Source organism: Rhodanobacter denitrificans, from assembly GCF_000230695.2.
Taxonomy (GTDB): domain Bacteria; phylum Pseudomonadota; class Gammaproteobacteria; order Xanthomonadales; family Rhodanobacteraceae; genus Rhodanobacter; species Rhodanobacter denitrificans.
Map to the genome: position 1 here is coordinate 3,024,115 of NC_020541.1, position 19,919 is coordinate 3,044,033.

Sequence of the window (19,919 nt, forward strand, 5' to 3'; positions counted from 1 at the left end):
GCTCAGTCCCTCGCTCCGTAGCGCAACGTCGCCTGGCGCCGGCGCACCACCTGGTAGGGCCGCCACAGGTAGCTGACCGGGATGCTCCATACGTGCACCAGCCGCGTGAACGGCGCCACCAGGAACAGCGTCATGCCGAGGAAGATGTGCGCCTTGTAGACCCAGTCCACGCCGATCACGTAACTTGCCGCGCCCCAGCGGAAGGTGACGATGTGCTGCGCCCACTCGGCCAGCGCGATCATCACGCTGCCGTCCATGTGATGGCTGGAAAGCACGATGGTGTACAGGCCGAGCAGCAGCTGCAGCAGCAGCAGCACCAGGATCACGCTGTCGCCGACGGTGCCGGTGGCACGCACCCGCGGGTTGAACAGCCGGCGCGCCAAGAGGATCAGTAGACCCGCCAGGCAGATCACGCCGAACACGCCGCCGACCAGCATCGCCAGCAGCTGCTTCTGCGGTGCAGTGATGAAGATCGTGTACACCGAATGCGGCGTCAGCAGGCCGACCAGATGGCCGCCGAGCACGACCAGGATGCCGACGTGGAACAGGTTGCTGCCCAGCCGCATGCCGCGACTGGACAGCAACTGGCTGGAGCCGGTGCGCCAGGTGTACATGGCACGATCGAAGCGCGCCCAGCTGCCGATGAAGAACACCGCCATGGCGATGTACGGGTACAACTGGAAGGCGAATTGGTCGAGATAGTTCATGGCTGCACCTGCGGGGCGGCAGTGGATGGCGAGGGCCGGAGTGTGTTCGGCCGGCAGCTGTCGTCAGGCGCCTCGGCGCCGAAACGGACCGCTTCCTCCTCCCACAACCGATCCATCGCCTCGGCGGTGTCGTCGCGTGCCTCCTCGCTGGCGCGCTGGCGCAGCACGGCCAGGTCGACCTTGCCGTCGGCCAATTCCAGCAAAAGCTCGAACAGCACCTGGCTAGGGCTGCCGCGCTCGCCGGCACGCGCCGCGAGCATGCCGACGATGTGGCTGATGTGGCCGAGCCAGTCGCGCACCTCGGCCGGCGGGCGCTGCGCCAGGAATTCCAGCAGCAGCGGCAGGTAATCGGGCAGCTCCTTCGCGGCCAGTTCGAAGCCCTGCTTGCGGTAGGCTTCGATCAGGTCGACCATCGCCTGGCCGCGGTCGCGCGATTCGCCATGGATGTGCTCGAACAGCAGCAGGCTCATCGAGCGGCCGCGGTCGAAGGTCTGCAGCCAGGCGTCCTGCGCGGTCAACGGGTCGCTGTCGAGCAGGCCCTGCAGGAAGCCCGTCAGCGCCTTGCGCCGCGCCGCCGGCAACGCCGGGTCGGCGGCGGCGTCGAGCAGTTCGTCGCCATGCCGCCACAGCTCGTCGTCGGGGTAATCCAGCAGCACGCCGATCAGTTTCAGCAGGCTCATGGCGCGACCCCGTCTTTTTCCTTGCGCACCGGCTGCACCGCGAAGGTGGTGATCTTGCGCTCGCTGAACAGGTCGGCCGGGCTGTCGCCGCTGCAGCCGTTGCCGAAGCTGAAGCCGCAGCCGCCGCGCTCGCCGAAGGCGTCGTTGGCGTATTCGCGGTGCCCGGTGGGGATGACGAAGCGGTCCTCGTAGTTGGCGATGGCGAGGTAGCGGTACATGTCCTCGGCCTGTGCCACGCTCAGGCCGGCCTGCTTCAGCACGGCCAGGTCCTCGATGCCGTCGACATTGCGCGCGCGGCGCCACGCGCGCATCGCCATCATCCGCTCCAGCGCGCGCACCACCGGCGCCTCGTCGCCGGCCGACAGCAGGTTGGCGAGGTAGCGCAGCGGGATGCGCAGCGAGGCGACATCCGGCAGCTCGCCGTTCATGCCCACGCGGCCGCGTTCGGCGGCGGACTGGATCGGCGACAGCGGCGGCACGTACCACACCATCGGCAAGGTGCGGTATTCCGGGTGCAGCGGCAGCGCCAATTTCCACTCGATCGCCAGCTTGTAGACCGGCGAACCCTTGGCCGCCTCCAGCCAGCTGTCGGGGATGCCTTCCTTGCGTGCGGCTTCGATCACCGCCGGATCGAACGGGTCGAGGAAGATGTCCAGATGCGCCTGGTACAGGTCCTTCTCGGCCGGCACCGAGGCCGCCTGCTGGATGCGGTCGGCGTCGTACAGCATCACGCCGAGGTAGCGGATGCGCCCGACGCAGGTTTCCGAGCACACGGTCGGCTCGCCCATCTCGATGCGCGGGTAGCAGAAGGTGCACTTTTCCGACTTGCCGCTTTTCCAGTTGTAGTAGATCTTCTTGTACGGGCAGGCCGACACGCACATGCGCCAGCCGCGGCACTTGTCCTGGTCGATCAGCACGATGCCGTCTTCCTCGCGCTTGTAGATCGCGCCGGAGGGACACGCCGACACGCACGCCGGGTTGAGGCAGTGCTCGCACAGGCGCGGCAGGTACATCATGAAGGTCTTCTCGAACGCGCTGTAGATTTCCTTCTGCACGTTGTCGAAGTTGCGGTCCTTGGCGCGCTTGGCGAATTCGGTGCCGAGGATTTCCTCCCAGTTCGGCCCCCACTCGATTTTCTGCATGCGCTCGCCGCTGATCAGCGAACGCGGGCGCGCGGTGGGCTGGTGCTGGCCTTCCGGCGCCTGGTGCAGGTGCTGGTAGTCGAAGGTGAACGGCTCGTAGTAGTCGTCGATCTGCGGCAGGTCGGGGTTGGCGAAGATCTTCGACAGCATGCGCCAGCGTCCACCAGCGCGCGGCACCAGCTTGCCCTTGCCTGTGCGCACCCAGCCGCCGTTCCACTTGTCCTGGTTTTCCCACTCCTTCGGGTAGCCGATGCCGGGCTTGGTCTCGACGTTGTTGAACCAGGCGTACTCGACGCCTTCGCGGCTGGTCCACACGTTCTTGCAGGTGATCGAGCAGGTGTGGCAGCCGATGCACTTGTCGAGATTCAGCACCATCGCGATCTGGGCACGGACTTTCATCACGCCACCTCCTTGGCATCCGCCGGGCTGGGGGGTGCGGAGCCCGGCTCGCCGTCCAGCCAGTCGACCTTGTCCATCTTGCGCACGATCACGAACTCGTCGCGGTTGGTGCCGCAGGTGCCGTAGTAGTTGAAGCCCCAGGCCAGCTGCGCGTAGCCGCCGATCATGTGGGTCGGCTTGAGCACCACGCGGGTGACCGAGTTGTGGATGCCGCCGCGGGTGCCGGTGATTTCCGAACCGGGCATGTTGATGATGCGTTCCTGTGCGTGGTACATCATCGCCATCCCCGGCATCACGCGCTGGCTGACCACCGCGCGCGCGGCGATCGCACCGTTGACGTTGAACAGCTCGATCCAGTCGTTGTCCTCGATGCCGGCCTCGCGCGCATCGTCCTCGCTGATCCACACGATCGGGCCGCCGCGCGACAGTGTCTGCATCAGCAGGTTGTCGCTGTAGGTGCTGTGGATGCCCCACTTCTGGTGCGGGGTGATCCAGTTCAGCACGATCTCGCGGTGGCCGTTGCCGCGCTTGTTGTGCAGCGGCTCGATGGTCTTGGTGTCGACCGGCGGGCGGTAGCTCATGAAGCCCTCGCCGAAGGCGACCATCCACTCGTGGTCCTGGTAGAACTGCTGGCGGCCAGTGACGGTGCGCCACGGGATCAGCTCGTGCACGTTGGTGTAGCAGGCGTTGTAGCTGACGTGCTCGTCCTCCAGGCCCGACCAGATCGGCGAGGAAATGATCTTGCGCGGCTGCGCCTGGATGTCACGGAAGCGGATCGCCTCGTGTTCCTTGCCGCGCGCCAGGTGGGTGTGCTCGCGCCCGGTGAACGTGCCGAGCGACTCCCATGCCTTGACCGCGACATGGCCGTTGGTCTCCGGTGCCAGGTGCAGCACCACCTCGCAGGCGTCGATCGCGGTTTCGATGCGCGGCCGCCCGTGGCTGACGCCCTGCTCGGTCACCGTGTGGTTGAGCTTGCCGAGGAAGTCGACCTCGTCGCGCGTATCCCACTGCATGCCCTTGCCGCCGTTGCCGAGTTTGTCCAGCAGCGGCCCGAGCGAGGTGAACTTCTTGTACAGGTTGGGGTAATCGCGTTCGACCACCGCGATCGACGGCATGGTCTTGCCGGGAATCGGCTCGCACTGGCCCTTCTTCCAGTCGGTGACGCCGAACGGCATGGCCAGCTCGCCGGGCGTGTCGTGCAGGGTCGGCACCAGCACCAGGTCCTTTTCCACCCCCAGCACGCCGGGCGCCATCTCGCTGACCGACCTGGCGATGCCCTTGAAGATGTCCCAGTCGCTGCGCGACTCCCACGCCGGATCGACCGCCTTGGACAGCGGGTGGATGAACGGGTGCATGTCGGAGGTGTTGAGGTCGTTCTTCTCGTACCAGGTCGCCGTCGGCAGCACGATGTCCGAGTACAGCGCGGTGGTGCACATGCGGAAATCCAGCGTCACCAGCAGGTCGAGCTTGCCTTCCGGCGCCTCGTCGCGCCACTTCACTTCCTCGGGCTTGACCGCGCCGCGCTCGCCGAGATCCTTGCCCTGCAGGCCATGCCGCGTACCCAGCAGGTGGCGCAGCATGTACTCGTGGCCCTTGCCGGAGGAGCCGAGCAGGTTCGAGCGCCAGATGAACAGCACGCGCGGGAAGTTCTGCGGCGCATCGGGGTCGGCGTAGGCGAAATCCAGCTTGCCCTGCTGCAACTGCTCGACCACGTACTCGGAGGGCGAACGGCCGGCCTGTTCGGCGGCCTTGACGATCTCCAGCGGGTTGCGGTCCAGCTGCGGCGCACTGGGCAGCCAGCCCATGCGGATCGCCTGCAGGTTGAGGTCGGCCTGGCTGCCGGTGAAGCGGGCCGGGTCGGCCAGCGGCGACAGGATTTCCTTCATCTCCAGCTTTTCGTAGCGCCACTGGTCGGACATGAAGTAGAAGAACGAGGTGCCGTTCATCTGCCGCGGCGGACGGCTCCAGTCCAGACCGAACGCCAGCGGCTGCCAGCCGGTCTGCGGGCGCAGTTTTTCCTGCCCCACGTAGTGCGCCCAACCACCGCCGGTCTGGCCGATGCAGCCGCACATCATCAGCATGTTGATCAGGCCGCGGTAGTTCATGTCGTTGTGGAACCAGTGGTTCATGCCGGCGCCGACGATGATCATGCTGCGGCCGCGGGTCTTGGCCGCGGTGCCGGCGAATTCGCGGGCGATTTCCACCACTTCGGCGCGCGACACGCCGGTGATCTTCTCCTGCCACGCCGGCGTGCCCGGCACGTTGTCGTCGTAGCTGCCGGCGACGTTGGCGCCGCCGAAACCGCGGTCGACGCCGTAGTGCGCCAGCAGCAGGTCGTAGACGGTGGCCACTTCCCACTGCTTGCCGTCGGCCAGCTGCAGGCGGCGCACCGGCACGTTGCGTTCGAGGATGTCCTCGAACTTCGAGGCGGTCCAGCGATCGTGCTCGATGCCGCCGAAGTAGGGGAAGCTGACCGCCTCGATGCCGTCGTTGGCATCCTTGAGCGACAGCCGCAGGCGGGTCGCCCGGCCCTGGCTGTCCTTCTCCTCGACGTTCCACTTGCCCTGCTCGCCCCAGCGGAAGCCGACCGAGCCGTTGGGCACGGTGATTTCGCCGCTGTGCTCGTCCAGCGCCAGCGTCTTCCACTCGGGGTTGTTCGATTCGCCCAGGCCGCCGAGGTCGCTCGCGCGCAGGAAACGCTCCGCCACCAGGCGGCCGTCGGCACGCCGCTCCAGCCGCACCAGCAGCGGCATGTCGGTGTACTGGCGGCAGTAGTCGATGAAGTATTCCGTCGGGTTGTCGACGTGGAACTCCTTCAGGATCACGTGGCCGAAGGCGAAGGCCAAGGCTGCGTCGGTACCCTGCTTGGGGTGCAGCCAGTGGTCGGTGAGCTTGGCGACTTCGGCATAGTCGGGCGTGATCGCCACCGTCTTGGTGCCGTTGTAGCGGGCCTCGGTGAAGAAGTGCGCGTCGGGCGTGCGCGTCTGCGGCACGTTGGAACCCCACGCGATGATGTAGCGGCTGTTGTACCAGTCGGCCGATTCGGGCACATCGGTCTGCTCGCCCCACACCTGCGGCGAGGACGGCGGCAGGTCGCAGTACCAGTCGTAGAACGACAGGCAGGCGCCGCCCAGCAGCGACAGGTAGCGTGCGCCCGACGCGTAGGAAATCATCGACATCGCCGGGATCGGCGAGAAGCCGATCACCCGGTCGGGGCCGTGCTTCTTCACCGTGTGCAGGTTGGACGCGGCGATGATCTCGTTGGCCTCGTCCCAGCGCACGCGCACGAAGCCGCCCATGCCGCGCTTGCTCTTGTACGACTTCGCGCTGGCCGGGTCGCCGACGATGCTGGCCCACGCCTCGACCGGCGCCATCGTCTTGCGCGCCTCGCGCCACAGGCGCAGCAGCGCACCGCGCACCAGCGGGTACTTCAGGCGGTTGGCGCTGTACAGGTACCAGGAATAGCTGGCCCCGCGCGGGCAGCCGCGCGGCTCGTGGTTGGGCAGGTCCGGCCGCGTGCGCGGATAGTCGGTCTGCTGGGTTTCCCAGGTCACCAGGCCGTTCTTGACGTAGATCTTCCAGCTGCACGAGCCGGTGCAGTTCACGCCGTGGGTGGAGCGCACGATCTTGTCGTGCTGCCAGCGGGCGCGATAGCCGTTTTCCCAGTCCCGGTTGTCCGTGCGGGTGATGCCGTGGCCCGCTGAAAACGTCTCCGAGCTGCGCTTGAAGAACTGCAGCCGGTCAAGGAAGTAACTCATGCAAAGCCCTCTTGGCAGTCTGTGGCGTCGTCGTGTCAGCAGCGCTTGCGCATCACTTCCAGCAACCCGATGACCGGAGCCTAGGCGAGCGATGCCACCGTAAAATTGACACCGATCAAGAGTGCGAAATCACGACCAGATTGGTACGGATTCGACTGGGTCGGCGCGACCTGTCCGCAAGTTCCGCCGCAACTGTTACCACACCTGCGCTGGCGCCGCGAGCACGGCACTCCCCCCGTCCGTCGCATGCCGTCGGCGCGGCCACGCTGCGACGCCTTGCCGCAGCGGCTTCCTCAGCGCGGGCGCTGCGGCACGCCGCGGCGACTCACGCTGTCGCGCACGTCCACCTCGAACAGCAGCCGCCACTCGGCCGCGGCGCCGGCCGGCAGCACGAATTCCAGCCCCTTTTTGCACGGCAATTGCTGTACGTACGCCTCCACGCGCTCGAGCGGCAGGCCGAACGACCAGCTGTCGCCGCGCCGCCGCAGCTCGGCCTGCGCCACGGGCAGCAGCGCCAGCGAAAAGCCGAATGCGGCACCGTCGGGAAGGCAGCTCACGCTGTCCAGCGCCCGGCCGTCGCGCAGGCGCGCGAGCTCGTCCTCGTCGATCCGCAAGCGCCATTGCTGGCCATCGATCTGCAACTTCACGGCCGCACCTCCTTCCACTCTTCGGGTGTGTTGCAATTGGCCAGGCAGCGGCGCTCGTCGTCGCTCACGGCCAGTTCCACGCTGCGCAACCGGGCATGCAGGGCATGCAGCGAACGCATGCGCGGCGCCTGCTCGGCAACCTCCTCGATCGCCGCGCGCGTGGTTCCATCCAGGCGCAGGCACAGCGGCAGCATGTGCCCGGCGAACATCGCGCAAGGCATTTCTTCGGCATCCGTGAGTGCGCCGACCAGCCGCCGCAGCAGCCCGCTCGTCAGCCGCGGCATGTCCACCGGCAGTATCAGGTAGACGCCGTCCGGCTGGGTCTGCGCCAGCGTGAGCAGGCCGCCGAGCGGCCCCAGGCCGGGCTGCCGGTCGGGCAGGCTCTGCGCATCGGGGCCGGGACCGCAAATCAGCACGCGCTGCGCGCCGGCCTGTTCCAGCAGCCCGCGCACGTGCTGCAGCAGCGGGCGGCCGCGCCACGGCAGGCCGGCCTTGTCGGTGCCCATGCGCGAGGATCGGCCGCCGGCAAGCACCACGCCGTCGAACGCGGCCGCCAGCTCAGCCGTGCGCGTGGCCGTCATGTCGCGACTCCGCCCGGCTGTCCTGTTCGTGTGGCTCGCACAGCGAGCAGCCTTCGCTCCACTCGCTGCTGCCGTCCACGCAGTGCTCCTGCTTCCAGATCGGGCTGCCGTGCTTGACCGCCTCGATGACCTGGCGGCAGGCGCGGAACGCCTCGTCGCGGTGCGGCGTGCCCACCGCCACGACCACCGCGACGTCGCCAATGCCGAGCCGCCCGCGGGCATGGGCCAGATAGATCTTCAGGCGCGGCCCGAACTGCTCTTGCGCACGCCGCATGATGTCGTCGAAGCCCACCAGCGCCAGCTGCTCGAACACGTCATAGCTGACGCCGGTGACCGCCCGTCCCTGGTTCTGCTCGCGCACCCGGCCGACGAACATGGCGAACCCGCCGAAGGCCGGATCGGCGACGAACTCCAGCGCGGCGGCCGGATCGATGCACTCGTGTTCGACGTCCACGATCCTGCGCAAGAAATTGCCCATCTCAACCTCCACCGACCGGCGGCAGCACCACGACCGGCCCGCTTTCGGGCAAGTGCTCCTGCTCGCCCAGCACGCAGGTCTGGCTGGCGAAGGCCGAGCGCATCAGCAAACCTTCCCTGAATCCCGGCCAATGCGCGCGGCCGTGCGCCGCCAGCGCGCTGCGCAGGTCGGCCACGCGCGCGCCCGCGGGCACCTCCAGCGTCACCGCCGCAGCCGGCTCGTAATCGCGGAACGCGCCGAACAGGCTGACTTCGACCTTCATGCCTCGCTCCCGATCGCCAGCGGCTGCAAGTGCCCCAGCGCGTAAACCTCGACCATGCTGCCCGGTTCGCGCACCTGCGCATCCTCGGCCAGCACCACCCAACCGCCGGTGTCGAGCAGCGGCCGGATCCGGAACGACTCCTGCCCGTCCAGCAGCACGGCCTGCAAGCGTCCGTCGGCCGCCAGCGCCAGCTTGCCCTTGAGGAAGCAGCGCAGCGGCGCGCGCTGCTCGAAGCGCTGCCGCAACGGCAACCGCAGCGGGCGCTCCGGCGGCAGGCCGAGCATGCCGCGCAGGGCCGGCTCGACGAAGAAGCGCAGGCCCACCGCGCTGGACACCGGGTTCCCGGGCAGCCCGAAGAACAACGCGCCATCCGGCAAACTGGCAAACAGCAAGGGCTTGCCCGGGCGAATCCGCAGCTTGTGGAAATGGATCCGCGCACCGAGCCCGCGCAGCGCCTCGGGCACGAAATCATGGCGCCCCATCGACACCGCGCCGGTACTGAGCACGACGGTGGCCCCGGCGTGCAGCGCCTCGCCCAGCGCGCGCACGAAGGCCGCCGGATCGTCCCCCACCGTCTGCCGATACACCACCTGCGCGCCGGCGGCGACGAGGCGCACGGCCAGGAACGGGCCGTTGCTGTTGCGGATCTGCCCGCTCTGCAGCGGCTGACCGGGATCGTCCACCAGTTCCCGGCCGGTGCAGATGATGGCCACGCGCGGGCGCCGCACGACCGGCACCTCGGCGATGCCCAGCGCAGCCAGCAGCGCCAGGTGTTGCGCCTGCAGCAGCTCGCCCGCCGGTATCACCTCGGCATCGAGCGGCACGTCCTCGCCGCAGCGGCGCACATGCCGGCCGGCCTCGACGTCGATGCTCAAGCGGATGCGCCGCGGCCGGCCGTCGCCCGCCTGCTCGACGATCTCGACCTGCTCCACCGGCACCACCGTGTCCATCCCGGCGGGCATGCGCGCGCCGGTCATGATCTCCCAGGCGCCGCCGTCGGCCTGCGCCAGGGCGTCGCCAGCCGCCTGCGCGCCCATCACGGCATGCTCGCTGCCGGCCGGCAGCCGGGCCTGGCCGGCATGCAGGGCGAAGCCGTCCATCGCGGCATTGTCGAACGGCGGCAACGCGGCGGGGCTGCTCACCGGCCGGGCCAGCACCCGACCCAGCGCCTGGTCGACGGGGCATGGACGCTCCGGCAACCGGCGCGTGCACTCGAGGATGAGCATCAGCGCATCGTGGTAGCCGATCACGGGTGGCCCTCGCCGTTCATCATGGCCAGCGCATGCGCCAGCAGCGGCCCCACGATCGCCAGGCCCTGGCCTGCCGCCCGCGGGCTGCCCGGCATCGCCAGCACCAGCATGCGTCCCACCTGCACCGCCTCGGCCCGACTCAGCCATGCCAGCGGCGTATGCCGCGCGCTCTCGCTGCGCAGCATCTCGGCCAGCCCGTCGACCCGGCGATCGGCCACCTGCGCCAGTGCCTCGGGCGTGAGGTCGCGCGGACCCAATCCGGTGCCGCCGGTGCACAGGCACAGGCGCACCTGCGCCTCGGCCAGCGCGCGCAGGTGCGCGGCCAGCGGCTGCACGCCATCGGGCAGCACCTCGACGTGGTCCACCTGCGCGCCCAGCTGGCGCAGGCCTTCCACCAGCAGCGGGCCGGAGCGATCCTCGTAGCTGCCCTCGTGCGCGCGGTCGCTGAGCGTGACCACGGCGCATGGCACGCCCTGCAGGCGCGCGATGTCGCGCGGGCGGTAGTGCGCCTGCTCCGCCTCGCTCATGCCTTCCGGGTGCCGCCACAGGCCGCTCTTGCCGCCCTCCTTGAACAGCAGCCGGATGCCGCCGATCGCCAGCGCCGGCTCGACCGGCTTGCTCAGGTCGTACAGCGTCAGCAGCGCGGCGTTGACGCCGGCCAGCGCCTCCATCTCCACCCCGGTGCGCGCCTCGGTCGCCACCTCGCAATAGACCCGGATCGCCAGTCGCTCGGCCACCGGCTCGCAGTGCACGCGCACCAGCTCCAGCGGCAGCGGGTGGCACAGCGGCATCAGTGCCGAAGCCTGCTTGGCGCCCTGCAGCCCGGCCACTTCCGCCATCACCAGCGCATCGCCCTTGGGCAGGCGGCGCTCGACGATCAGCGGCCAGGCCACCGGACCGGCCTGCAACTCGCCCACCGCCACGGCGCGGCGGCGGGTCGGGCGCTTGTCGCGGATGTCCGCCATGTGGAAGGCGGCGACGTGTTCGGTGGCGGGCAAGGTCATCCTCCGATCGAGGCCAGGTGCGGCGTGATGCCGGTCAGTCCCTGATGCAGGCCGTGGCCGGCGGCCTTCAGGCCGAGCTGGGTGGCGATGTGCGCCACCAGCGCGTCGTGGTCGTCGTCGGACTGCAACAGCGGCCGCAACGAAACGCCGAAATTGCCGAACAGGCACAGGCGCAGGTCGCCGCGCGCGGTGACCCGCAGCCGATTGCAGCCGGCGCAGAAATCGCGGGCATACGGCGCGATCACGCCAATGCGGCCGCGATAGTCCGGATGCGCATATTCGAGCGCCGGCCCGGCGTCCGCCGCGCGCGGTCGCAACACCCAGCCGTCGGCCAGCAACTGCCGCTGCAAGCCCTCGGCGCGCAGGTGGTGGCGCTCGAAGAACTCGCGGTTCTCGCCGGTTTGCATCAGCTCGATGAAGCGCAGCGCGACATCGCGCCCGCGCAGGTAGTCCAGCCAGGCGGGAAGCTCGTCGTCGTTGCGCCCGCGCAGCAGTACCGCGTTGATCTTCACCGCCTCGAAGCCCAGCGCAAGCGCCTGCTCGATGCCCTCGGTGACCTCGGCGAAACGGTCGTGTCCGGTGATGTCCAGGTAACGCGCGGCATCGAGGCTGTCGAGGCTGACATTGAGCGCGGTCAGCCCCGCCTCGCGCCAGCCGCGCACCAGCCGCGGCAGGCGGCAGCCGTTGGTGGTCAGCGCGATCCGGCGGATGCCGGGCACCGCGGCCACGGCGGCGATGATCGCCGGCAGGTCCTTGCGCAGGCTGGGCTCGCCGCCGGTCAGGCGGATCTTGCTCATGCCCAGCGCGGCAAACCCGCGCACCAGCCGCCGGATTTCCTCGAGGACGAGGAAGACGGGCCGGCCGTTCGCCTGGTAGCCGTCGGGCAGGCAATACGCGCAGCGATAATTGCACGCCTCGGTCAACGACAGGCGCAGGTAGGGAAATGAGCGTCCATGATGGTCAACCAGGGTCTGCACTGCCGCTCCATTTCGATTAGCGAACCTGCCGATCCGGCGGTCCTTCGGCCACGTCGCGGGCGGCCGACGTGGCCGCTGCCGCAAGCGGGTGCCGCATCGGCATCAGTTTACGCACAACTCACGTTAGCGTGTCGGCACGCAGGCACGATTGACCGGAGTCAAACCGGCGTGCGGCACGTTGTCACGACCGCGGCGCCGGCACGCGCAGCGCATGCTAATTTGCCCATCCACTCCGGGAGACCGTGACCACCATGGCGCTGACCAGCTTCCAGGATCTGCTCGACGCGAGCCGCCGACAGCCCGAGCCACAACGGCTGCTGTTCGTCTTCGCACGCGTCGAATTGCCGGAGGCGGCCACCGACGCGCAGCGCAAACGCGCGGCGCGGGGAGAAGGCGGCCACCTGTCGCCCAGCCTGTGCGTGGACAAGGCGCCGGAGGAAGTCGCCAGCTTCGCCGCGCTGGTGGAGGAGTCCGCAACCACCGGCCTGCCGTGGGACATCGTGTGCGTCGCCAGCCTGTCCGGTCGCGCCGGCGTGGCCCCGGGCACCGACGAAGCCGCGCAGCCGCTGCGCTTCATGGTCAACGCGATCAACAACGGCCGCGTGGCCGAATTCGCCGCCTTCGACCGCGAAGGCAACGTGCTGCAGTTCTGCTGAGCCGGGCCACGGCTCCGCCGCGCTCCGGGCGCCGGCTTGCATACCCTTCTCCCCGCGCACAGACTTCCGCCATGAGCGTCCCGACCAACCGCGACTCCTGGCTGGAACAGCTGCGCCGGCGCATACCGGAGGTTTCCCCGGCGCAGGCGCTGGCGCAACAGGCCCTGGGCGCGCTGCTGATCGACGTGCGCGAAGACGCCGAGCGCGCCGGCGGCCTGCCCGCCCATGCGCTGGGCCTGTCGCGCGGCCATCTCGAGCTGCGCATCGAAGACGTGCAGGGCGATCGCGAACGCCCCGTGCTGCTGCTGTGCGCCTCCGGGCAACGCTCGCTGCTCGCCGCCGAATCGCTGCAACGCCTCGGCTACCGTCAGGTGAGCTCGGTCGCCGGCGGGTTCGCGCGCTGGAAAGCCGAAGGCCTGCCCATCGCCGCCGGCACGCTCGACCCGGATGCCGCCGAGCGCTATGCACGCCAGCTGCAGCTGGCGCCGGTCGGCGAGCGCGGGCAGGCCCGCCTGGGCGCGGCCAGAGTGGCGATCGTGGGCGCCGGCGGGCTGGGCTCGCCGGCGGCGCTGTATCTCGCCGCCGCGGGCGTCGGCCAGCTCACCCTGATCGACAACGACACGGTGGAGCGCTCGAACCTGCACCGGCAAGTCGTCCACGCCGATGCGCGCGTGGGCATGGCCAAGACCGAGTCGGCGCGGATGACGCTGCAGGCGCTGAACCCGCGCATCCGCGTCGAGACGCGAACCGAACGGCTGGACGCCGGCAACGTGGAGCGGCTGCTGGCCGGCCACGACCTGATGCTCGACGGCACCGACAACTTTCCCACCCGCTACCTGCTGGCTTGTGCCTCGCTGCGCCTGAAGCTGCCGATGATCTACGGCGCGGTGGAGCGCTTCAGCGGGCAGCTCGGCGTGTTCGATCCGCGCCGCGACGATTCGCCGTGCTACCGCTGCCTGTTTCCGTTGCCGCCGTCCGCGGCCGACGCGCCCAATTGCAGCGAGGCGGGAGTGCTTGGCGTACTTCCCGGCATCGTCGGCCTGCTGCAGGCGACCGAGGCGCTGAAGCTGATCCTGGGCCTGGGCGATTCGCTGGTCGGCCAGTTGCTCAGCATCGATGCGCTGGGCATGCAGTTCCACAAGACGCGGCTGCCGCGCAATCCGGATTGCCCGGGCTGTTCGCCGCAGGCGTCATTCGCGGGCTACCCGCAGGTCGCGGCGCTGTGTTCGTCCGGCGATCGCCCGGACTGAGCGCGACGGCGCGCCGGCCGAAACTCAACTCCCTGCCGGCAGCAGGCTGTCCAGCACCAGCGCGGTCATCCGCGCCAGGCCCTGCTCGCGCTGCGTCGGCGGCATGTGCGCGTCGTGCTGCAGGTGGTCGCTGACGGTCAGCACGGACAGCGCCTGGAAACCTTCGCGCATGGCCACGCCGTAGAGCCCGGCCGATTCCATCTCGACTCCGCGGATGCGGTGCGCCAGCAGCCGCGCGAGCAGCTGCGGGTCGCCGCCGTGGAAGCAGTCGGTGCTGAACACGCCGGCCACGCGCAGCTCCACGCGCTGCGCGGCGGCGGTGTCGACGGCCGCACGCATCAGGCCGAAATCGGCGCACGCGGCCAGCTCGTGGCCACCGAACTGCAGTCGGTTGAAGTTCGAGTCGGTCGATGCCGCCTGCGCCAGCAGCAGGTCGCCGAGCGCGACGTCGCCGACGCCGCCGCAAGTGCCCACGCGCACGATCCGGCGCACGCCGAAGACCCGCGCCAGTTCGGTGGCGTAGATCGCGCAGGACGGAATGCCCATGCCGCTGCCGATCACCGACACCCGCATGCCGCGGTAACGGCCGCTGTAACCGAGCATGTTGCGGCGGGTGTTGACCTCGACCACGCCATCGAGGAACTCGCGCGCGATGTGCCTTGCGCGCAGCGGGTCGCCCGGCAGCAATACGGTGTCGGCGATGTCGCCGGGCCTGGCGTCGAGGTGGGGCGTGCTCATGCGGCGCTCGTCATGCGGGAGAAAGGAAGCTGCGGCCGGCCGCCAGCGGCGGCAGGCCGAGGTGGCTGGCCATGCTCTGGCCGATGTCGGCAAAGCTGTCGCGCCGGCCCAGCGCACGCGGCGCCAACCCCGGCGCGAACGCCAGCACCGGGATGCATTCGCGGGTGTGGTCGCTGCCCGGCCAGACCGGGTCGCAACCGTGGTCGGCGCTGACCACCAGCAAGTCGCCCGGCTGCAGCGCCTGCAGCAGCTCCGGCAGCCGCGCGTCCAGCGCTTCCAGTGCCGCGGCGTAGCCGAGCACGTCGCGCCGGTGGCCGTACAGCATGTCGAAATCGACGAAGTTGGTCGCGATCAGGCTGTGCGCGCCGGCCTGCGCCATCGCCGCCAGCGTGGCGTCGAACAGGGCGTCGTGGCCGTACGCGTGCACCACCCGCGACACGCCGCGGTGGGCAAAGATGTCGTCGATCTTGCCGATCGCAATCACCTCGCCGCCGGCCGCCTGCAGCGCGTCGAACAGGGTCGGCGCGGGCGGCGGCAGCGCATAGTCGCGCCGGTGCACGGTGCGGCTGAAGCCGGTTTCCGCGTCGCCGACGAACGGCCGCGCGATCACCCGGCCGATGTGGTAGTCGGCAAGCAACGCGCGTGCCAGCTCGCACAGGCGGTACAGGCGCTCCAGGCCGAACGCCTGCTCGTGGGCGGCGATCTGGAACACCGAATCGGCCGAGGTGTAGACGATCGGACAGCCGTTGCGTAGATGCTCCGCGCCGAGGCGCTGGATGATCTCGGTGCCGGAGGCATGGCAATTGCCGAGCACGCCGGGCACGTCGCCCTGCGTCACCAGGGCCTGCAGCAGGGCGGGCGGGAACGAATGCTCGGCCTGCCCGAAGACCCCGAACGGCTGCGTCAGCACCACGCCGGCGGTTTCCCAGTGCCCCGACGGCGTGTCCTTGCCGCGCGCGCGCTCCACCGCATGGCCCCACAGGCCCTCGGGCGCAGGCAGCCCGACGAAGCCCGGCGCCGCCTGCCCGTGGATCGCGGCATGCGCCTGCGGCAGGCCGAGCCGGCTGAACTGCGGCAGGCGCAGCGGGCCGCGGGCCGCGGCGACACACGCGGCGGCGATGTGGCCAAAGGTGTCGGCGCCCAGGTCGCCGTAGGCGGCGGCATCGGGCGCGGCGCCGAGCCCCAGCGAATCGCACACCAGCCAGATCGCGCGGGTCATGCAACACGCTCCGCCGGCACGTGCCATTGCCACAGCGGCCGGCTCGGCGGCATCTCGGAGGTGATCCGGAAGGCGCAGGCCACCCTGCGCTGCACCGCCTCGGCATCGTCGGCGCGGCGGGCGTGGATGATCGCCAGCGGCTGACCGGCCTCGACGGCGCTGCCGCAGCCGAGCACCTCGGCCAGGCCTACCGCGTGGTCCAGTGCCTGGCCCGGCCGGCTGCGGCCGCCGCCCAGCTCGACCACCGCCTGGCCCAGCGCGCGTACATCCACCGCCACCACGTAGCCGGAGCCGGGCGAACGAACCTCGCGTTGGATCGGTGCCCTGGCCAGATGGACGTCCGCTCGCTGCAGCAGATCCGCCGGCCCGCCCAGGGCGACCACCATGCGCGCGAAGCGCTCGGCCGCCTCGCCCGTGTCCAGCGCGCGGCGCAGGCGCCGTTCCGCATCGTTCCGATCGTCGGCCAGGCCGCCCGTGCAGAGCAACGCAGCGGCCAGCTCCAGGGTCAAGCTGAGCAGGCGCGGGTTGTCGCCGCGACTGCACAGCAGGTCGAGCACGGCGCGCAGTTCCAGCGCATTGCCCGCCTCGCGGCCCAGCAACTGGTCCATGTCGCTGTACACGACCCGCAGGTCGAGGCCGCTGCCTTCGGCAACCGCCAGCATGCGCCCGGCCAGCGCGCGGGCAGCCGCCATCCCCGGCAGCTGGGCGCCGTTGCCGGTCTTGATGTCCAGCACCAGCACGCGGGCGCCGCCGGCGAGTTTCTTGGAGAGGATCGAGGCCACCATCAGGTCGGCCACGTCCACCGTGGCGGTGACATCGCGCACTGCGTACAGCCGGCGATCGGCCGGCACCAGCTCGTCGCCCTGGCCGACGATGGCGCAGCCGACCTCCTCCACCACCTGGCGCAGACGCGCGGTGGAAGGATGCACGTCGTAGCCGGCCAGGCTTTCCAGCTTGTCGAGGGTGCCGCCGGTATGCCCCAGGCCGCGGCCGGAGATCATCGGCACGTAGCCGCCGCAGGCCGCCAGCAGCGGCGCCAGCAGCAGGCTCACGCCGTCGCCCACGCCGCCGGTGGAGTGCTTGTCCAGCGTCGGCCCGGGCAGGTGATCCCAGCGCAGGCACTGGCCGGAATCGCGCAGCGCCAAGGTGAACTGGCGGCACTCCGGCGTGCTCATGCCGCGCCACGCCACCGCCATCGCGAATGCCGCGATCTGGCCTTCGCTCCAGGCGCCGCTGCCGATTCCCTGCGCCACCGCACGCAGCTGGCTGGCATCGAGCTGGCCGCCATCGCGCTTGCAGCGGATCAGGCCGGTGGCACGCTGCGCGCTCACGACGCCGCCGAGGCTGCCGCGACCAGCGCGCCGAACAGCGCGCTGGCGCCGATCCGGAAATGGGCCGGGTCGCTCCAGCCCGGGCCGAGCCGGGCTTCGGCCAGGTCCAGGTAGGCGGCCGCATCGGCCAGCGTGCGGATGCCGCCGGCCGCCTTGAAGCCGCAGCGCCCACCCGCCTCGGCGATCGCATCGAGCATCACCGCCGCGGCCGCCAGGCTCGCGTTGACCGGCACCTTGCCGGTGGAGGTCTTGAGGAAATCCACGCCGGCCTCGAGCCCGATCGCACACGCCTGACGGATGTGTTCGGGCGTACCCAGCTCGCCGCTCTCGACGATCAGCTTGAGCACGATGCCGTCGCCGCAGACGGCGCGGCAGGCGCGCACCACCGCGCCGGCGACGGCCGCGTCGCCGGCCAGCAGCGCGCGGTACGGCAGCACCAGGTCGATCTCGTCGGCGCCGGCCGCCAGCGCCCGCTGCGCTTCGCGCTCCACCCGGGCCGGGTCGCCGCCGCCATCGGGGAAATTCACCACCGTCGCCAGCTTGATCGTGCTGCCCTGCAAGTGGCGCCGCGCGCCGGCCACGTGCTCTGGATAGACGCACAACGCCGCCGGCAGCACCGGCGCGGCCAGCGCGCTCGCGCACAACGCCTCGATCTGCGCCGGCGTGTCGCTCTCGCCCAGGCTGGTCAGGTCAAGCAGGGACAACAGACGCGCCGCCAGGGCGCGCGGGCTGTGGGGGTCGTCGGACACGGGCATGCTCCATGGATCTTCAGCGGCGTGTCGGAAAAGGATCGTCCTGCCTTTTTCCAGCGCGCCAACCCAGGCACTTGGCGTGCCTGATCCGCGACTGGCCTTCCATGGCTCGGCCTGGCAGACGGGTTTCCACACCCTGCCAGCCTGCAGCCTAGGCCGCGCTGACGGGGGCTTCCTTGATCTGCGACAAGTCGATCAGAACGCGTAGAACAGCACGGCGAAGAAGTGGCAGGTGGTGCCGGCCAGCACGAACAGGTGCCAGATGAAATGGCCGTAGCGCAGCCTTTCGTCCAGCACGAAGAACACCACGCCCAGGCTGTAGGCCAGCCCGCCGGCGGCCAGCCAGGCCAGCCCGCCCGCTTCCATGCGCACCCACAGCGGGTGGATCGCGATCAGGCCGACCCAGCCCATGGCCAGGTACAGCGCGGTGGACACGTGCGGGAAACGCATCCCGCCCAGCGCCTTGAACAACATGCCGGCCAGGGCCAGGCCCCAGACCAGGCCGAACAGCCCCCAGCCCCAGCCGCCGCGCAACACGCCCAGCGTGATCGGCGTGTAGGTTCCCGCGATCAGCAGGTAGATCGCCGCATGATCGAGCGCGCGCAGGACCGCCTTGGCCTTCGGATGCGCCATCGCGTGGTACAGCGTCGAGGCCAGGTACAGCAGCACCGCGCTGCCGCCGAAACTGAGCGCACCGGCCATCGCATAACCGCTGTCGAGGTGATCGGCCCGCACCACCAGCACCGGCAGGCCGGCGATGGCCAGCAGCAGGCCCAGCCCGTGGCTGAGGCTGTTGGCCAGTTCCTCGCGCCAGCTCTGCGGCCGGGCGATCGTGGCGGTGCGGGTCGGTGACATGCGGATGGCCGGGGCGCGCGCCGTCACGCCTTGGCGAACACCAGGCTGGCGTTGGTGCCGCCGAAGCCGAAGCTGTTCGACATCACCGTGGCCAACTGCGCCGGGCGGCTCTCGCGCAGGATCGGGAAGCCCTCGGCGCGCGGATCGAGTTCGTCGATGTGGGCCGAGCCGGCCATGAAGCCCTCGTTGAGCATCAGCAGGCTGTAGATCGCCTCGTGCACGCTGGCCGCGCCGAGCGAATGGCCGGTCAGCGCCTTGGTCGAGGACAGCGGCGGCACCGCCTCGCCGAATACTTCGCGCACCGCATTGAGTTCGACGATGTCGCCCAGCGGCGTGGCGGTGCCATGGGTGTTGAGGTAGTCGACCGGCGCGTCCACGCCGGCCAGCGCCATCCGCATGCAGCGCACCGCGCCCTCGCCCGACGGCGCCACCATCTCGGCACCGTCGGAGGTGACGCCGTAGCCGACCAGCTCGGCATGGATGTGTGCGCCGCGCGCCTTCGCGTGCTCGTACTCTTCCAGCACCAGCATGCCGCCGCCGCCGGCGATGACGAAGCCGTCGCGACCGGTGTCATAGGGACGCGAGGCGGTGGCCGGCGTATCGTTGTGGTGGCTGGACAGCGCGCCCATCGCATCGAACTGCGCGGTCATGCCCCAGTGTTCTTCCTCGCCGCCGCCGGCGAACATCACGTCCTGCGCGCCGTGGCGGATCAGGTCGGCGGCAGCGCCGATACAGTGCGCCGAGGTGGCGCAGGCCGCGGAGATCGAATAGCTCAGCCCCAGGATGCCGAACGCGGTGGCCAGCGAGGCGGACACGGTCGAGCACATCGTGCGCGGCACCATGTACGGGCCGATCTTGCGCACGCCCTTCTCGCGCAGGATGTCGCCGGTCTCGATCTGCCACTGTGCCGAACCGCCGCCGGAACCGGCGATCACGCCGCTGCGCGGATGGCGGATGTGCTCGATGGCCAGCCCCGCGTCGGCGATCGCCGAACGCATCGCCACGTAGGCATAGGCCGCGGCGTCACCCATGAAGCGCTTCAGCTTGCGGTCGATCGCGGCATCAAGATCGATCTGCGGCACGCCCGCCACGTGGCTGCGCAGGCCGCGCTCGATGTACTCCGGGATCGCCTGGATGCCGCTGCGGCCGTCGCGCAGCGCGCGTGCCACCGTGGCCGGAAGATTGCCCAGGCACGACACGATGCCCATGCCCGTCACTACGACACGACGCATC

The 19,919-nt window shown here is 70.1% G+C and carries 19 protein-coding genes; 2 read left to right on the forward strand and 17 right to left on the reverse strand.

Going from position 1 to position 19,919, the window contains the following annotated elements; all coding sequences use genetic code 11:
* Positions 1-2: 2 nt before the first annotated feature.
* The 11 genes from narI to moaA all read right to left on the reverse strand — a co-directional run bounded on the left by narI (position 3) and on the right by moaA (position 11,885).
* Positions 3-707, reverse strand: coding sequence for a respiratory nitrate reductase subunit gamma (gene narI, locus R2APBS1_RS14060; RefSeq protein ID WP_015448432.1), 705 nt, complete (start codon positions 705-707; stop codon positions 3-5).
* Positions 704-1,387, reverse strand: coding sequence for a nitrate reductase molybdenum cofactor assembly chaperone (gene narJ / locus R2APBS1_RS14065; protein ID WP_015448433.1), 684 nt, complete (start codon positions 1,385-1,387; stop codon positions 704-706). Before narJ ends, narI begins: the two co-directional genes overlap by 4 nt.
* Positions 1,384-2,928, reverse strand: a complete 1,545-nt coding sequence (gene narH, locus R2APBS1_RS14070) for a nitrate reductase subunit beta (RefSeq protein ID WP_007507556.1) — start codon at positions 2,926-2,928, stop codon at positions 1,384-1,386. Before narH ends, narJ begins: the two co-directional genes overlap by 4 nt.
* Positions 2,928-6,686: a nitrate reductase subunit alpha gene (locus R2APBS1_RS14075; protein ID WP_015448434.1), complete on the reverse strand. Its 3,759-nt coding sequence runs from the start codon at positions 6,684-6,686 to the stop codon at positions 2,928-2,930. Before R2APBS1_RS14075 ends, narH begins: the two co-directional genes overlap by 1 nt.
* Positions 6,687-6,979: 293 nt before the next feature.
* The gene (locus R2APBS1_RS14080) at positions 6,980-7,333 is read right to left on the reverse strand and encodes a hypothetical protein (RefSeq protein WP_015448435.1); all 354 of its coding nucleotides are present in this window, start codon (positions 7,331-7,333) and stop codon (positions 6,980-6,982) included.
* Positions 7,330-7,914, reverse strand: coding sequence for a molybdenum cofactor guanylyltransferase (locus R2APBS1_RS14085; RefSeq protein WP_015448436.1), 585 nt, complete (start codon positions 7,912-7,914; stop codon positions 7,330-7,332). The genes R2APBS1_RS14080 and R2APBS1_RS14085 overlap by 4 nt, the downstream gene beginning before the upstream one ends.
* Positions 7,892-8,392, reverse strand: a complete 501-nt coding sequence (locus tag R2APBS1_RS14090) for a molybdenum cofactor biosynthesis protein MoaE (protein ID WP_015448437.1) — start codon at positions 8,390-8,392, stop codon at positions 7,892-7,894. The genes R2APBS1_RS14085 and R2APBS1_RS14090 overlap by 23 nt, the downstream gene beginning before the upstream one ends.
* Position 8,393: 1 nt before the next feature.
* Positions 8,394-8,654 carry a MoaD/ThiS family protein gene (locus R2APBS1_RS14095; RefSeq protein WP_015448438.1) on the reverse strand — a complete coding sequence of 87 codons (261 nt, stop codon included), beginning with the start codon at positions 8,652-8,654 and terminating at the stop codon, positions 8,394-8,396.
* On the reverse strand, positions 8,651-9,904 hold the full coding sequence (locus R2APBS1_RS14100) for a molybdopterin molybdotransferase MoeA (RefSeq protein WP_015448439.1): 1,254 nt from the start codon (positions 9,902-9,904) through the stop codon (positions 8,651-8,653). Before R2APBS1_RS14100 ends, R2APBS1_RS14095 begins: the two co-directional genes overlap by 4 nt.
* Positions 9,901-10,908, reverse strand: a complete 1,008-nt coding sequence (gene moaCB / locus R2APBS1_RS14105) for a bifunctional molybdenum cofactor biosynthesis protein MoaC/MoaB (RefSeq protein WP_015448440.1) — start codon at positions 10,906-10,908, stop codon at positions 9,901-9,903. Before moaCB ends, R2APBS1_RS14100 begins: the two co-directional genes overlap by 4 nt.
* Entirely contained in the window at positions 10,905-11,885 is a 981-nt protein-coding gene (gene moaA, locus R2APBS1_RS14110) for a GTP 3',8-cyclase MoaA (protein WP_015448441.1), read from the reverse strand. Before moaA ends, moaCB begins: the two co-directional genes overlap by 4 nt.
* A gap of 251 nt (positions 11,886-12,136) precedes the next feature.
* Here moaA and R2APBS1_RS14115 point away from each other — a divergent pair, with 251 nt between their 5' ends.
* The gene (locus R2APBS1_RS14115) at positions 12,137-12,541 is read left to right on the forward strand and encodes a hypothetical protein (RefSeq protein ID WP_015448442.1); all 405 of its coding nucleotides are present in this window, start codon (positions 12,137-12,139) and stop codon (positions 12,539-12,541) included.
* A gap of 71 nt (positions 12,542-12,612) precedes the next feature.
* Positions 12,613-13,791, forward strand: coding sequence for a molybdopterin-synthase adenylyltransferase MoeB (gene moeB / locus R2APBS1_RS14120; RefSeq protein ID WP_015448443.1), 1,179 nt, complete (start codon positions 12,613-12,615; stop codon positions 13,789-13,791).
* A 24-nt stretch (positions 13,792-13,815) separates the two neighbouring features.
* On the opposite strand, the gene deoD is transcribed toward moeB, so the two are convergent.
* From deoD to fabB, 6 genes are all read right to left on the reverse strand, one after another.
* Positions 13,816-14,529: a purine-nucleoside phosphorylase gene (gene deoD, locus R2APBS1_RS14125; RefSeq protein WP_015448444.1), complete on the reverse strand. Its 714-nt coding sequence runs from the start codon at positions 14,527-14,529 to the stop codon at positions 13,816-13,818.
* A gap of 10 nt (positions 14,530-14,539) precedes the next feature.
* The gene (locus tag R2APBS1_RS14130; protein WP_015448445.1) at positions 14,540-15,748 is read right to left on the reverse strand and encodes a phosphopentomutase; all 1,209 of its coding nucleotides are present in this window, start codon (positions 15,746-15,748) and stop codon (positions 14,540-14,542) included.
* On the reverse strand, positions 15,745-17,079 hold the full coding sequence (locus R2APBS1_RS14135) for a thymidine phosphorylase (protein WP_015448446.1): 1,335 nt from the start codon (positions 17,077-17,079) through the stop codon (positions 15,745-15,747). Before R2APBS1_RS14135 ends, R2APBS1_RS14130 begins: the two co-directional genes overlap by 4 nt.
* Positions 17,076-17,834, reverse strand: a complete 759-nt coding sequence (deoC, locus tag R2APBS1_RS14140; RefSeq protein WP_041676793.1) for a deoxyribose-phosphate aldolase — start codon at positions 17,832-17,834, stop codon at positions 17,076-17,078. Before deoC ends, R2APBS1_RS14135 begins: the two co-directional genes overlap by 4 nt.
* A 192-nt stretch (positions 17,835-18,026) precedes the next feature.
* The gene (gene trhA / locus R2APBS1_RS14145) at positions 18,027-18,686 is read right to left on the reverse strand and encodes a PAQR family membrane homeostasis protein TrhA (protein ID WP_174315856.1); all 660 of its coding nucleotides are present in this window, start codon (positions 18,684-18,686) and stop codon (positions 18,027-18,029) included.
* Between the two features lie 23 nt (positions 18,687-18,709).
* On the reverse strand, positions 18,710-19,918 hold the full coding sequence (gene fabB, locus R2APBS1_RS14150) for a beta-ketoacyl-ACP synthase I (protein ID WP_015448448.1): 1,209 nt from the start codon (positions 19,916-19,918) through the stop codon (positions 18,710-18,712).
* Between the last annotated feature and the right edge of the window lies 1 nt (position 19,919).

Bases quoted from the DNA above. Each gene is read 5' to 3' on its own strand.
- trhA (WP_174315856.1), bottom strand. From the start codon at position 18,686: ATGTCACCGACCCGCACCGCCACGATCGCCCGGCCGCAGAGCTGGCGC.
- narJ (WP_015448433.1), bottom strand. From the start codon at position 1,387: ATGAGCCTGCTGAAACTGATCGGCGTGCTGCTGGATTACCCCGACGAC.
- deoD (WP_015448444.1), bottom strand. From the start codon at position 14,529: ATGAGCACGCCCCACCTCGACGCCAGGCCCGGCGACATCGCCGACACC.
- R2APBS1_RS14075 (WP_015448434.1), bottom strand. From the start codon at position 6,686: ATGAGTTACTTCCTTGACCGGCTGCAGTTCTTCAAGCGCAGCTCGGAG.
- deoC (WP_041676793.1), bottom strand. From the start codon at position 17,834: ATGCCCGTGTCCGACGACCCCCACAGCCCGCGCGCCCTGGCGGCGCGT.
- narI (WP_015448432.1), bottom strand. From the start codon at position 707: ATGAACTATCTCGACCAATTCGCCTTCCAGTTGTACCCGTACATCGCC.
- moaCB (WP_015448440.1), bottom strand. From the start codon at position 10,908: ATGACCTTGCCCGCCACCGAACACGTCGCCGCCTTCCACATGGCGGAC.
- R2APBS1_RS14090 (WP_015448437.1), bottom strand. From the start codon at position 8,392: ATGGGCAATTTCTTGCGCAGGATCGTGGACGTCGAACACGAGTGCATC.
- R2APBS1_RS14130 (WP_015448445.1), bottom strand. From the start codon at position 15,748: ATGACCCGCGCGATCTGGCTGGTGTGCGATTCGCTGGGGCTCGGCGCC.
- fabB (WP_015448448.1), bottom strand. From the start codon at position 19,918: ATGCGTCGTGTCGTAGTGACGGGCATGGGCATCGTGTCGTGCCTGGGC.
- R2APBS1_RS14115 (WP_015448442.1), top strand. From the start codon at position 12,137: ATGGCGCTGACCAGCTTCCAGGATCTGCTCGACGCGAGCCGCCGACAG.
- R2APBS1_RS14095 (WP_015448438.1), bottom strand. From the start codon at position 8,654: ATGAAGGTCGAAGTCAGCCTGTTCGGCGCGTTCCGCGATTACGAGCCG.
- R2APBS1_RS14085 (WP_015448436.1), bottom strand. From the start codon at position 7,914: ATGACGGCCACGCGCACGGCTGAGCTGGCGGCCGCGTTCGACGGCGTG.
- moeB (WP_015448443.1), top strand. From the start codon at position 12,613: ATGAGCGTCCCGACCAACCGCGACTCCTGGCTGGAACAGCTGCGCCGG.
- narH (WP_007507556.1), bottom strand. From the start codon at position 2,928: ATGAAAGTCCGTGCCCAGATCGCGATGGTGCTGAATCTCGACAAGTGC.